At 46.3% G+C, this 14,591-nt stretch carries 9 protein-coding genes; 5 read left to right on the top strand and 4 right to left on the bottom strand.

The genetic code is table 11. The features are described from left to right. Positions 1-4: 4 nt before the first annotated feature. From RH949_RS22525 to RH949_RS22515, 3 genes are all read right to left on the bottom strand, one after another. Positions 5-1,084 carry an FAD-dependent oxidoreductase gene (locus RH949_RS22525; protein ID WP_446356282.1) on the bottom strand — a complete coding sequence of 360 codons (1,080 nt, stop codon included), beginning with the start codon at positions 1,082-1,084 and terminating at the stop codon, positions 5-7. A gap of 172 nt (positions 1,085-1,256) precedes the next feature. After that, positions 1,257-2,303: a heterodisulfide reductase-related iron-sulfur binding cluster gene (locus RH949_RS22520; protein ID WP_446356280.1), complete on the bottom strand. Its 1,047-nt coding sequence runs from the start codon at positions 2,301-2,303 to the stop codon at positions 1,257-1,259. Between the two features lie 15 nt (positions 2,304-2,318). Next, positions 2,319-3,017, bottom strand: a complete 699-nt coding sequence (locus RH949_RS22515) for a 4Fe-4S dicluster domain-containing protein (protein WP_446356278.1) — start codon at positions 3,015-3,017, stop codon at positions 2,319-2,321. Positions 3,018-3,320: 303 nt separating this feature from the next. Between RH949_RS22515 and RH949_RS22510 the strand changes: the two genes are divergently transcribed. The 5 genes from RH949_RS22510 (at position 3,321) to RH949_RS22490 (ending at position 12,992) form a co-directional block, all read left to right on the top strand. Beyond that, the gene (locus RH949_RS22510; protein ID WP_006099097.1) at positions 3,321-3,731 is read left to right on the top strand and encodes an ArsR/SmtB family transcription factor; all 411 of its coding nucleotides are present in this window, start codon (positions 3,321-3,323) and stop codon (positions 3,729-3,731) included. A 112-nt stretch (positions 3,732-3,843) separates the two neighbouring features. Further along, positions 3,844-6,876 (top strand): two-partner secretion domain-containing protein, encoded by a 3,033-nt coding sequence (locus tag RH949_RS22505; RefSeq protein WP_446356276.1) that lies wholly within the window; start codon positions 3,844-3,846, stop codon positions 6,874-6,876. A 437-nt stretch (positions 6,877-7,313) separates the two neighbouring features. Beyond that, a complete protein-coding gene (locus RH949_RS22500) occupies positions 7,314-10,139 on the top strand; it encodes a CHAT domain-containing protein (RefSeq protein ID WP_446356274.1) in 2,826 nt (941 codons plus the stop codon). Between the two features lie 634 nt (positions 10,140-10,773). Continuing rightward, the gene (locus tag RH949_RS22495; protein ID WP_446356272.1) at positions 10,774-11,541 is read left to right on the top strand and encodes a DUF928 domain-containing protein; all 768 of its coding nucleotides are present in this window, start codon (positions 10,774-10,776) and stop codon (positions 11,539-11,541) included. Positions 11,542-11,762: 221 nt separating this feature from the next. After that, positions 11,763-12,992 (top strand): class I SAM-dependent methyltransferase, encoded by a 1,230-nt coding sequence (locus RH949_RS22490; RefSeq protein ID WP_446356270.1) that lies wholly within the window; start codon positions 11,763-11,765, stop codon positions 12,990-12,992. Positions 12,993-13,135: 143 nt separating this feature from the next. On the opposite strand, the gene hisB is transcribed toward RH949_RS22490, so the two are convergent. Then, positions 13,136-13,780, bottom strand: a complete 645-nt coding sequence (gene hisB / locus RH949_RS22485) for an imidazoleglycerol-phosphate dehydratase HisB (protein WP_006099045.1) — start codon at positions 13,778-13,780, stop codon at positions 13,136-13,138. Positions 13,781-14,591 lie beyond the last annotated feature (811 nt).

The following is a 14,591-nucleotide window of genomic DNA, read 5'->3' as shown; positions in this document are numbered from 1 at the left end:
ATCCTCACTGATGTACAACCTGCTTTTGACTGGCAAAATGCCCATTGGTCGCTGATTCAAATGGGGAGAGAGAACCAACCTTAGTGGCGAGAAACCCGGCAATTTCTGCCGCCGCAGAACGCCCATCTGTAATTGATTCAGCAATCGCTTTCGGACCCGTTGCTGTCCCCGCCAGAAAAACACCTGCCCGTGCCGAATAATTGTTAGAATATTGAGTATGGGCGGTTTCATAGAACCGATCACAACCCACTTTTAGATCGGCAATTTCTGCCAGTTCCGTATTCCCACACATTCCCACCATTAACACCAATAAGTCCACCGTTAACCGCATCGGTCTTGCTGTTAATGTATCTTCTACCCTTAACAATAAACTGCCATCATTTTTCTCATTTGCCTCAGACAGCCGACCTCGGATGAACTGAACCCCATATTTTTCCTGAGACGTTCGGTACAGTTCCTCATAACCGCGACCAAACACCCGAATGTCCATATACAGACTGTAAATTTCACAATCAGGGATCTGTTCTTTAATTTCAATTGCCACCTTGACCGCATTGGTACAGCAAACTCGGGAACAGTAATTATTATTGACTTTCTCATCGCGAGACCCGACACAATGAACCATGGCGATTTTCCGTGGTGTTTCTCCCGATGCAGTTTTTACTTTTTGCTGTTTTAGCATGGCATCGAGTTCAACCGAGGTGATGGAATTATCGTAGATATCGTATCCATACTCCTCTTTAAACGATGCATCAAAAGGGTTGAATCCCGTCGAAACCAAAATTGAAGCCGCCTCAATTTTTTCCCCAGTTGAAGTGGTTACGGTAAAGTTGGGGGCGGAACCCTCAATCTGATTCACTGTACAATTGTTTAACACCCGGGTTCCATGCAATCCACCTTTGAGTTCAGCGATAATTTCTGAAGCATCGGTAAAATCAGGAAACACTTTATACCATTTCTTTAAATGTCCCCCTAATTCGGCTTCTTTCTCAATTAACGTGACCTCTTGTCCTAACTCGCTGAGTTTTCCAGCCGCCGCCATTCCCGCTGGACCACCACCAATTACGACTACGTTTTTACCCATTGTTTTCATCCTTGCGATATTTGCCAGTTTTGCCGTTTGTCAAGTCATCCCCTTACAAATGACAAGTGATAATCTTTAATATCCCGACCCACTTAAAACGAATGTCACTGGTTTAAGCTGGGTTCGTAGTAGGCACTTTAGTACCAGAAGCGAAGACAGCGCTTACTACAAACTAAAATGGTCGTCTCCGTTCTTCAGCCGTCTTAGATTTGTCATAAGGAATACCAATTTTATCCAGTAACGGTTCGACCGGAACGGCTTTGGCATTCAGTCCACAATCTTTAAAGGGGTCATAGCCTAACAGCAGTCCAGTCAGTTGGGCATAGTCTAAAATAGACACGTTAAATTCTTCTTCCAATACTTCTTTAATCGTGCCTTGTTCAGCATCCATAAATACCGTACAACCCGGACAGTTGGTTAAGATTAAATTACAGTCTGGGTGTGCTTCTTTCAAGCTAGCTAATTTCTTATAAACACTCCCAGCCGTGTAATCCCGGTTTTCAGGAAACGCACATTGACGGAAGCCCATCCCACAACAATGTCGGCGTTCGGGATAATCAACAATTTCTGCACCAAAGGCTTCTAAAAGTCCCACTAACACTTGGGGAAATTCTGCCCCACCCATGGCTTCACCGGGGAAAATCTTCCCATAATGGCAACCGACGTGATCTGTGGCTTTGATTCCTTTGAGACTATATTTAGCTTTTGCAGCTAGTTTATGACGATTGGCAAAGAAAACATCTGAGGCATGAACAACCGAAGGTCTACCACCGGATACATGAGGAATCCAAAACTCTCGACCCGTTGTTTCTTTTAATGTCTTTTCGGTGTATTCCAGTAAATCCGGTTCTTCTTCCCAAAGTTTAATTACTTCCGTATAGTTAGCAAAAGAGGTGACACAGAAGGAGAAAAGATTATCCACACCTTGTTCATAATGGGCGATGGAAAAATTTCTCGCCGCAATTACCATCTGAGTTTCTAGGTTGTTGACATCGCCGTGATATCCAATTGCCCCACAGGAGGTATGACCAGGGGCTTCCCGCAGTTCGATACCTAGGTCATTTTTTAAGATTTTATAGGCGACGCCTTCGGTGTAGGGGGCGGCACTTTGGAGAAAACAACTGCGGAAGCATCCCCATAAGTTTCCACCTGGTTCATCGACGCTGGGAACTTGTTTTTGGTGTCTTTCCCAGGCTTGGTTTTTTCCGGCTAATTTCATGATTTTTATCCTAATTTATTTGATTTCGTAGTTGCGGCTATCCCCAGTTTCTAACCAGGTTTGCCAGTATTTTTCCACTTCCGCTTTGCTGCCGAGTTTCTTTTCCATGCCTTTTTCCACGGCATCCATTAAGGAGACGGCACCAGTTTTTTGGTAAATTGTCCGCACTTCTTCCATGTCTTGTTCCGGAATCATCCGGTGGGAACCGGGGCTATTTTCCAAATCCATCGGCACACCCCACCATTCGCGCATTTCTTTGATATGATCGTAATAGTATTCCCAGTTCTCACCCAGTTCAGGGAAATGAGAGGGGGAGATGTTTTGGGCGAGTAAGGTATAGCCGCGTTTGAGCATATTTTCCCCAAATACTCGCTTGGCAATTAATTGCTGTCGTCCTTTTTCCGACTCAGCAAAGTAACCGTAATGAATGGCGAGTCGGCGTAAGGCAAGAATGACTGAGGCGACGCTGTTGCCTCGGGGACACCGGGTTTTGCAGGAGAAACACTGTCCGCAATACCAAATCTTGTCGGATTTGAGTAATTCTTCAATCAGTTCATCATCTTCGGATTGGACGATGTTCATCACCTCTCTGGGAGAGTAATCGTTAAACTCGGCTGCCGGACAAACGGCAGTACATACACCGCAATTCAGGCAGGCATTCATGCCGTGCTGATACAAAATGTCTTGTTTTAGCTCATTAAATAGTTTGCCCATTGGTAAACCCCTTTGACTGACGCGACTGAGTGACGCCTCTCGTCGATGTATGTATTATATGAGCAATTAGTTATATAGTGTCAAGGGTTTGCCCAAAAATTTTTTCGGGGAACCATTTTGCCCTCTACTCACCGGCTTCCCCAAGGGCGGGTTGAGGCAAGGTATCAGCTTGTGGCATAAGCTATCTGTAAAACCCGCCCCTACAGTCGGTTCTCTCACCATGACAGCGAAGCCAACCTATTTATGGTATGTAATAATATGACTAATCAGTAAACAAGACCGAACCGCACAACATTACTCCTTATGCCTAATCGCACAGCGACCAAACCCAAGACCAAGAAAGCGACTTCATCAACAGATTGCGGTATCGCCCAACTCTCTCCTGTGGCGTTGACCTTGATGGCAGATTTTTTCAAGGTACTCTCGGAAGTCAGTCGGCTACAGATTGTCTGCTGCTTGAAAGGCGGTGCAAAGAACGTCACGGAGATTATTGAAGAAACCGGACTCGGACAAGCTAATGTATCGAAGCACCTAAAAATACTCAACCAAGCGGGAATTGTTTCCCGTGAACAGCAAGGGGTTTGTGTCTACTATAAGATAGCTAACCCATTTTTGTTTGAATTGTGTGATCTCGTCTGTGATACTCTATCCCTGCAAGTGGAGCAGCAAAGCCAGCAATTACAGCAGCTAGCCGTACTACGTCAAGGTCGCTGATGAACCCAACCCCTACAGCATTGTTGGATTCTACCATCTTCCCAAAGAAAGATGCTATTGTAGCCAAATAAAGCGATAACTTGTTTGGTGTTACTTGAGACGTAATGGTGCGGTGGCACGAAACCTGAATCAAAAAAGCCTCGATCTCGCCAGCTTCCCGCGAATGGCATTGACCGCGACAAGCCTATTGGGATGCTGGATTGGCGTTGTTTTAACTCAGCCTGCGATCGCGCAAATTACTCCTGATGCTACTTTGGGTGATGAAACGTCGATATTGACACCGGGCGATAACCCAATAGACATTCTGATTCAAGGCGGCGCTCAACGGGATTCTCACCTATTCCACAGTTTTGAACAGTTCAATGTGGGAGATGGACAACGAGTTGATTTCGCTAACCCCAGCGGGATTGAAACCATTTTCACTCGCGTCACTGGTGAAAACAGTCCGACGAATATTCTGGGAACCTTAGGCGTCGATGGATCAGCGAACCTGATTTTGCTGAATCCCAATGGTATTTTTTTTGGTGAAAATGCTCAATTAAACGTGTCCGGTGCATTTCGCGCCACGACAGCAGACAGCATTATTTTTGAGAATGGGCTAGAGTTCAGCGCCACAAATCCTCAACCCCCGTCCCCTTTACTCACCGTTAACGTTCCCCTAGGCTTACAATTTGGAGCCAATCCCGGCATGATTGTCAATCAATCCGTCGCCCAGAGGGATGGAGAAGTCGTGGGTCTAGCGGTGCAACCTGGTCAAACTTTATCCTTAATTGGTGGAGATGTGGAGTTAGAAGGGGGTCATCTAACCGCACCTGGGGGAAAAATTGAACTGGGTTCTGTTTTTGATGGAGAGTGGAATCTTAATTCTCCCCAATCCTCGTTCCTGAACGCTACAAGTTCGACATTAGGCACGATTCAATTGATAGAACAAGCCACCGTCAATGCAAGTGGTGCAGGCGGGGGCGAGATTCTGGTGCAAGGACGACAAGTTTCTGTCCGGGATGGGTCACAAATTTTATCCATTACCCAAGGATCTCAACCTGGAGCTAATTTAACCATAAACGCGGCTGAGTTAGTCGAAGTGGTTGGCGCTGCACCGACTGATGATGGTTTGGTTCTCAGTAGCATTAAGGCAAATACAGTCGGTGCTGGATCAGGGGGAGATTTAACCATCAATACAGGACAACTGCGGGTGCAGGGTCGAGGATTAGTCTCCGCCTCAACCTTTGGTAGCGGGACAGGGGGAGATCTGACGATTCGGGCTTCCGACTCCGTAGAACTGAGTGGTTCGGGATTTGAGGCTTTGCAACTCAGCGTTATCTTAAGGGCGTTAGCCACACCCGAATCATTGACACCCGAACTATCAGAACTATTAAAGACATTAGGTTTACCTCCCCCACCCTTACAAGTGTCCGATATAGAAGGATTTGTTGGAGGTGGACTTTTAGCGGGTACTCAAGGAAATAGTGCATCAGCATCAGCCGGTCGTTTAACCATTGACACGAATCGGTTAGTGATGGGGAATGGCGCGATCGCGTCTACACCAACAGGGGGTGCTGGGAGAGGGGGAGATGTCTTAGTCAACGCTTCTGAGTCCGTTGAAATATCCGGTTCTGCCTTTGTCACCGGGGCGTTTCAAGGCACAACAGGTGATGCGGGGAATCTCAGATTAAATACGCAACACCTAACGCTGAAAAATGGAGGACTCCTGCAAACGATTACCTTGGCTCAAGGCGATGGGGGAAGTTTGCAAGTCAACGCCTCTGAGTCTGTGCAAATGGACAGCACTCCCATTGGCGCCCTAGCTCCCACAGGGATTTTTGCCAACAGTATCTTTAGTACAGGGACAGGCGGCGACATCACCGTAAATACACGCCAGATGATTATGCGCGACGGGGCGCAAGTGGGAAATCAGACGGGTGCATTGACGGGATTGGGGTTAATTCCAGTCGGGGGTCCCGCTGGAGATGTTGTCATAAATGCGACTGATTTTATCGAAATTGACGGCTTATCCCCGGATGCTCGCTTTATTAGTGGTCCAGGAACCACCAGTTTTAGTGGTGCGCCCGCAGGAGATGTAACAGTTTCCACTCAAAATATGATCATTCACAATGGGGCAAATATTTCAACCACCACCCTGAGTGCGGGAGATGGAGGCACATTGACGGTTAATGTCTCCGATACCTTGGAACTCATCGGTACAGGAATTTCTACAGGGGGAGGAGTCACCGTCGAAATTCCCAGTAGTTTAGTTTCTTCCTCCGGACGTGCTGACTTTCCCGCCTTGCAAGCCACTGGGGACGCGGGTGTTTTAAAGGTAAATGCAGGTCAACTGATTATCCGGGATGGGGCAGAAGTTGCCGTGAATAGTCTTGGTTCAGGGGATGCGGGGACATTAGAAATTGTCGCCGATTTGATTCAATTAGACAATCAGGGAACAATTAATGCGGCGACAGATTCGGGTCAAGGTGGTAACTTATCCCTGAAAACTCAAAACTTGCTGATGATTCAAGAGAGTCAGATTACCACAGATGCCGGGAATACAGATGGGGGTAATATTACCATCATCACCGATACCTTAGTCGCTGACGAAAATAGCGATATTACTGCCAATGCTCAACAAGGTCGAGGGGGACGAGTTAGTGTTACGGCTCAAGGTATTTTTGGCACTGAGTTTCGGGAGAAATTGACACCAGAAAGTGATATTACAGCCACCTCTGAATTGGGTCCTGAGTTTAGTGGTACTGTGAATATTGTGATCCAGGGTATTGACCCCTCTCAAGGATTAGTTGAGTTCCCCGAAAATTTCACAGATACCAGCACACTTATTGCTCTTGGCTGTGCTGCTAATGAAGGGAATTACTTTGCCATAACGGGGCGCGGTGGCTTACCTGCCAACCCAACTCAACCCCTTACCAGTGAGACAGTGTGGTCAGATGTACGCAATTTGTCTGTGGCATCTTCCCCATCGTCTGTCGCTAAAACAGAAAACAATTTCCACTTTTCCCGACCCAATCCTCAACCTCAAATTATTGAAGCACAAGGCTGGATTGTCAATGAAAAAGGTCAAGTTGAATTGGTAGCTAATTTACCGGAAGCTTCTCCCCAACGTCCTCGATATAAACCACAAACTTGTTCTTTTTAATTCTTGGGAGGAACTCAAATCAAGCAAAAAACCTCTGCGTCCCTCTGCGTGAACCTCGGCGTCCCTCTGCGTTAAAAAAACATAATTTCGATGCGAACTTATATGATATGAACTCAACATCATACCCTTGAGCGAAGTGTCAATACTGCCAATTAAGTCAGGGCGGGTTTTGTACAAACGTTATGATCAATAGCGAAACATAATTTCCTAACTGCCAATTAAGTCAGGGCGGGTTTTGTACAAACGTTATGATCAATAGCGAAACATAATTTCCTAACTGCCAATTAAGTCAGGGCGGGTTTTGTACAAACGTTATGATCAATAGCGAAACATAATTTCCTAAACCCGCCCCTACTCAAAACCAGATTCCTTTGAGCAAAGGGTCAACGCTCAACACTCCCTCTGGATACCGTTAACTATCAAAATCAGGTCAAACTATGAAGTGGGCTAGTCAAATTTTTCGGCTAAAGATTCGGTCTAGTTTGAGACGGTATGCTTCCTTTGTGATACTGTTTGGGCTAACCCTTTTTCTCGTCACCACTGTATTACCCGGAATTTCATATCCAGTTGAATCTTTACACGTTAGTGGAGACAAGGTAGAGGACAGAGGGCAGAGGGCAGAAGGGCATATTGCCCAAACCGATAAAATCTTACACCTTGGGGATAACACCAGGCGCTTAAAACGCCAACCTGCAAACGCCAAAATTGCCAATTCCCCAACCCCTCTAGAACAAGGGATTGCTGCCTTTGAAGCGGGACGTTTTGCTGATGCAGCACAACTGTGGCAACAAGCCGCCCAAGAGTATGAAGCAAAGAGCGATCGCCTAAATCAAGCCCTAAGTTTAAGTTATCTCTCGCTAGCTTATCAAAACTTGGGACAAGTCCAAGACGCAGAACAGGCGATTAGCCAAAGTCTTGATCTGTTGCAACACCAAGACAATTGGGAATCAGGAGGTTTAGCGATTCTGGGTCAAGCCTTGAATACGCAGGGACGCCTACAACTTACCAAAGGACAAGCTGAAGCCGCCTTGGACACCTGGAAACAAGCCAGCGACGCTTACCGCCGTGCGGGTGATGAAACCGGAAAACTGGGAAGCCAAATTAACCAAGCCCAAGCCTTGCAAACCTTGGGACTCTATCGACGGGCGCAAACCCGCCTAGAACAGGCAAATCAACACCTCCAAGCCCAACCTGATTCCCTGCTAAAAGTTCAAGGATTGCAGAGTTTAGGAATTGCCCTGCAAGAGTTGGGTGATCCCAAAACGTCCCAAACCCTTTTAACTCAAAGTTTAGCGATCGCCCAAAAACTGAACCCAACTCCTGATACCAGTGCGATTCTGTTGAGCTTAGGAAATGTGGCTAGAGACTTACAAGAAGATGACAAAGCATTAGATTATTACCAGAAAGCCGCTAAAAATGCAACCGATTCACTGATCCAAATCAAAGCTCAATTGAACCAACTGAGTCTGTTGATCAATACGGAACAAGAAGACGCCGCGATCGCACTATTACCGCAAATCCAAGTTAGTCTCGCCACCCTATCCCCCAGTCGGGCGGCGGTTTATGCTCATGTCAATTTAGCAGATAGTCTGATGCGGATGAGCAGCGATGTAGAGACGTGCAATGGCACGTCTGGATGTCAATTGATGGGTTTAACCGATAACCTTACCCCAGAAACCGGAAGCGCTAAAGCGCTCACTACGAACGGCGCTAAAGCGCTCACTACGAACGGCGCTAAAGCGCTCACTACGAACGGCGCGATCGCACAAATATTAGCCAAAGCCATTCAACAAGCCAGACAGATTCAAGACGCGAAAGCTGAATCCTACGCTTTGGGCGAGTTAGGCAAACTTTACGAACAGAAGCAGCAGTTAGCCGAGGCGCAAAAGCTGACGCAACAGGCGCTGAGTTTGGTTCAAGTCATTAATGCTGGTGATATTGCCTACTTATGGGAATGGCAACTGGGTCGTATTCTGGAAAAGCAGGGAAATATAAAGGATGCCGTCGCCGCTTATACCGTCGCCGTGGAAACCTTGCGATCGCTCCGCAGTGATTTGATTGCCCTGCCCAATTTACAATTTTACTTTCGAGAACGGGTTGAACCCGTCTATCGTCAACTGGTGGGATTACTCCTCAAATCTGATCCGTCTCAAAAAAACCTCCAAAAAGCCCGTGAGGTGATTGAATCCCTCCAGCTTGCTGAATTAGATAACTTTTTTCGCAACACCTGTATCCAGGCGCAATCCCAACAAATTGATCAGGTTGATCCCACGGCGGCAGTGATTTATCCGATTATTCTGCCAGATCGATTAGCTGTGATTCTATCATTGCCGGGACAACCCCTGCACCATTATCAAACCCAATTACCGGAAGCAGAGGTGAACAACGCCTTTGTCCAACTCCGCAAATTCCTCAATCCTGTTCTGTCAAACAAACAACGGTTACGCTATTCCCAAGACATTTACGACTGGCTGATTCGACCCATAGAAGCTGAATTAGCCGACAATGAGATTAAAACCCTCGTCTTTATCCTGGATGGGGCGTTGCGAAATCTGCCTATGGCAGCCCTTTATGATGGAGAACAGTATCTCATTGAAAAATATAGTGTCGCGGTTAGTCCCGGATTGCAACTGTTAGAACCGCGTGCATTAGACCGAGAACGGCTTCAGGCATTAATTGGTGGACTCAGCGAGGAACGTGGGGGGTTTTCTGCCTTACCGGGAGTTGAGTTGGAACTGAAAAAAATCTCGGATCAAGTACCGTCTGAGATGCTGTTCAATCAGGAGTTTACCACAACCACACTTAAGCAGGAAATTAGTGATGTTCCTTTCCCCATAGTTCACCTAGCTACTCATGGTCAGTTTAGTTCCGAGGTGGAAGATACGTTTATCTTGACCTGGGAGGGGCCAGTTAATGTCAATGATTTGGATCAACTACTGCAAGTTCGAGAACGAGAGGATAACCAACCGATTGAATTACTGGTTCTCAGTGCTTGCCAAACCGCAACCGGGGATCAACGAGCCGCCTTGGGATTAGCAGGTGTTGCTGTACGTTCCGGCGCTCGCAGCACTCTGGCAACCCTGTGGTCAGTTCGCGACGAATCAACGGCTCAACTTATGGCTGAGTTTTACCAATACCTGACTCAAGCTGAAAACAGCAAAGCGGAATCTCTGCGTCAGGCACAGCTTTCTATCTTGAAAAATCCTAAGTACGAGCATCCTTATTACTGGGCACCGTTTGTTTTAGTAGGTAATTGGTTATAGTCGAACAAAATTCAACGCAACGGGACAGTTGAGATTAGGAAGGAACAGCCCTGTTGAAAGCTCTGCTGTTTCCATCAAGATTTATCGCTATTTTTTTACTCTGATGAAAAAATATTTAGGGGCGGCTGAATAAGTCTTGTGGTGGGGGAAGAGAGCCGGGGTAGCAGGGGGAGCAGAGGGAGCAGGGGTAGCAATGGTACATTTTCCCTGATAGTGGTGCAAGGATATGAAAGGGTTTGACCTTTTTTCCTTGAAGAAGAGCAAATATCAATGCCACTCAAAGCCTTGATAGTTAATGGTTTCGGCTTTATGCAGCAAGCCATAGTTAGTCGATAAAATATTTCTGTAACAAACGATACTTTTTATCAGCTTTGCTAACATCCCCAGCTTCCAGACGCGCTATGGCGCGTCTCTACTCCGTCTGAATCAGGACTCTCATTAGGATGCAAGTGCAACTGAAATCTTGCGCTCTAGGGAGTAAATCGGTTTATTGCGAGTCATCATAAATTTTCTCAATTTTTACTCCTATGGGTTGAGTAAAATCTAGGGGTGAAGACTGGCTATTATAAACAAAATTGTTTAATATTAATAGTGTCATTAGCCAAGGCATTTACTGTTCAAGAGGATTATGCTCATGACTTGGCAACATTACTACACTTATATTAGCTTCTTTGTCCTCAGTCTGTTGTGGAACATCCTGCCGATTGAGGGGCTACCCGTGCAGGCGCAAGAGGTTATGCCGGGTAGAACGTTAGCCAGTCGGTCGATGGTGACGGTAAGTTTCACACCGCCATCAACGGGTGAGCCACTCTTACCCAACAATAGACAAGGAGGAGGAACTCGTGATGGTGGATGTCCTCAAGACGCCAAGGCACTTGACCCAAGGATTACCCCTGTAATGCCCACGACTCGCCAAGGATTGACCGTTGCAGAGCGCCCGACATTTTTTGTTTACGTCCCTAAAACCACAGCAAAGCAGGCACTCTTTGTGCTTAAGGACGAAAATGAGGATTATTATTACGAAACAACCTTGCCCATGCCCAAACAAGCAGGGATTATCCGCGTCAAGCTCCCTGAGGAAGCATCCAAGCTAGAAATGGGTAAAACGTATCATTGGTCGTTTCTGATGATTTGTGGCGCACAAGTTACGCCCGATAGTCCCGGAGTCCAAGGCGTGATTAAACGGATTAAGCCGAATGGAACATTAAATCAGCTAGACGGAGAACCTTTGCTAGAACAGGCTCTCCAGTATGGGGCAAATGGTATTTGGTTTGATACGCTGACAACCCTGGCTCAACTTAGACAATCTAATCCACAGGATTCCTCCTTTCAAGTGGCTTGGGCAGACTTATTGAAATCGGTGGGACTCGATGCGATCGCGACTCAGCCCTTGGTTAATTGATATCAGTTTGTGGGGGCGCTCTTTAATGATTTAAATAATACAGTCCCCTTTCTGAGATTAACGATTGAGACTGGGGCGAGTCGAGACAGGTTAATTCTTACCCTCCACATTTATGCAGCGACTCGCCCCTACAACCCCTGCTTTCCAGACGCTTCTGGATCGCATCTCTACAGGCTTCCTCTGCTTCCCCGAGTCTCTACTCGGTTACCAAATCTGTACTCATGTCATTATCCCCCCAAGATAAATCCTTAAGACACCTAATTGCCGATACAATTGTGGCGACACCAAATCGGCGTATTTCATTTGCCGAATATATGGATTTAGTCCTCTATCATCTCCAACAGGGATATTATGCTACGGGTGCAGTTAATATTGGCTCTGAAGGAGACTTTTTTACCTCGTCCCATCTGGGTCATGATTTTGGTGAGTTACTGGCAGAACAGTTCGCCCAAATCTGGGAGATTCTGGAATACCCCGAACCCTTTACATTGGTGGAAATGGGGGCGGGTCAAGGATTGGTTGCGGCTGATGTTTTGAATTATTTATATCGACAGTATCCAGACTGTTTTGCAGCGTTAGACTATATCATTGTTGAAAAAGCAGCGGGATTGATCAGTAAACAACAGCAAGTTTTAACCCAGTTGAATCTACCGGGTTTACCGTTACGCTGGTGTACCTTTGATGAAATACCAGACAACTCAATTATCGGGTGTTGTTTTTCTAATGAACTCGTGGATGCCTTTCCAGTGCATCAAGTTGTGCTGGAAAAGGGAAAGCTTCGGGAAGTGTATGTGACAACGGTAACGACAGAAGGAGATGAGATTCATTTTGGCGAAGTTACCAATGATAGTTCTACACCTCAGTTAAATGAGTATTTTCAATGGATAGGAATTGATTTATATTCAGGTGCGTATCCAGATGGCTATCGAACTGAAGTCAATTTGGCAGCGTTGGATTGGATGGAGATGATTGCTAATAAGCTGAAACAAGGGTTTTTGCTCACGATTGACTATGGGTATCCTGCCGATCGCTATTATTTACCCGTCCGACATCAGGGAACATTAAAATGCTATTATCGTCACCGCCATCATGATAATCCTTATGTAAATGTTGGGCAACAAGATATTACCGCTCATGTGAATTTTACGGCGTTGGAACGGCAAGGAGAATTGTCTGGATTACAAACCGTAGAATTGACTAAACAAGGGTTGTTTTTAATGGCATTAGGATTAGGCGATCGCATCTCGGCATTGTCAGGATTAGGAAGCCATCAGGGACAAGCGATGGCGGGGGCGCAGGATGTGATTAGAATTATGCAGCGTCGGGATGCTTTACATCAACTGATTGACCCCACGGGATTGGGAGGTTTTGCGGTGCTGATGCAGTGTAAAGGGTTGAGTCTAGAAAAAGCGCGATCGCTTAAAGGATTAACGATTCCGCCAATGGTTTAATTTGTCATTCGTTATTTGTCATTTGTCATACTCGCTTTCATCGAGAAGCAAGCTACATCATTCGTCATTTGTCACCGAAATACCCTTTGATTATTCTCCGCGCCGATGAGCCATTTTAGGAGTGAAATCAACTCACCATTAAGTCACAAAACCCCCTTAGAACTGGGAATCATTTCAGCGCGACGGGGATCAATTTCTGTTGCCATACGGACCGATCGCGCAAAGGCTTTAAATGTGGCTTCAATAATATGATGAGAATTAATTCCATCCAGTTGACGGATGTGCAACGTCATTTGGCTATGGTTCACCAATGCGACAAAGAATTCCCGCACCAGTTGCGTGTCATAGGTGCCAACCCGTTGAGTGGGAATCTCCAAGCCATAGCTTAAATGAGGACGCCCCGAAAAATCCAGTGCCACTTGGACTAATGCCTCATCTAAGGGTGCGATAAAATGACCAAAACGGACAATCCCTTTGCGATCGCTTAATGCTTGAGCAAACGCCTGTCCCAGTGTAATGCCCACGTCTTCATTGGTATGGTGATCGTCAATTTCGATATCACCCGTGGCTTTCACGTCTAAATCAATTAACCCATGAGAGGATAGCTGATGCAACATGTGATCCAAAAAGGGGATACCTGTGTCCGCACGACAGGTTCCTGTACCATTGAAATTCAGGCTAACCTGGACATCGGTTTCACCCGTGGTACGTCTCACGGTTGCTGTCCGGGCGGGGAATAGAGGACGTTGAGAGTGGGAATTGATAGCTGTGCGATCGCTGGTTTGCATAGTCGCTTCTGATATGAGAACACCGTCTATTATTCTCTCACAGGAAAGAGCGGCAGGGTGGAAGCCCCTCTCCCTCTTCTTCCTGATCTCCCTTCTCCCAATCTCTTCCCTTAGTTACTAACCCAATTCACATGAGCGTGCTACAGTAACCCTAGACACTGGCAATAACGCCAACTTAATGAGAAGGAGAACACAACTATGCCAGATACTCAGGGTTTACTCCAGGCATTTGGTGAAGTCCACGATAATCCCATCTTACTGGAAGCCCTCTTGGGGGGTCTAGAGGTAGCATAGTAGGTCTCTACTCTCGGAGCGTCGTTATCTGATCTGACAGGAATCTGATCTGGCAGGAAGTTGAACCATGATTGGTGCTATTGAAGAACTACTAAATTTCCCAGGAACCACAGTTATTGGCTATCAGCTTATAGAAGGCTTTATTTGTCTTCATCTCAAATTATTAAGTTGGGATTCGGGCGGGTTTTGTTGTTTGGTTTGAGGTGGGTTTCTTGATTTTGTCCCTAAACCCGCCCCTACATATTATTAGGCATTTTCACGTTTAACCGCTTCTAAAAACCTAGACAAACCTACCCATCAGTAATTCTGCCTTGGTATAAGTCCACGGTGTAACTTTTGGTCGATAACCGTTAACGCTTACGCTTGGCTGATACCCGGCAGAATTACTGATGGGTAGGTTTGTCTAGGTTTTTAGAAGCGGCAGCATCCAGACAAATAAAAAAGGAGAGCCCTAAAATTAGGCGACTCTCCCGATCATCAGGGTGCATCTACATAACACAGTATAGCACTGTGGGGG

The organism is Coleofasciculus sp. A1-SPW-01, assembly GCF_040217205.1.
In the GTDB taxonomy this organism is placed as follows: domain Bacteria; phylum Cyanobacteriota; class Cyanobacteriia; order Cyanobacteriales; family Coleofasciculaceae; genus Coleofasciculus; species Coleofasciculus chthonoplastes_A.
This window is presented reverse-complemented; position numbering and strand designations above follow the sequence as displayed.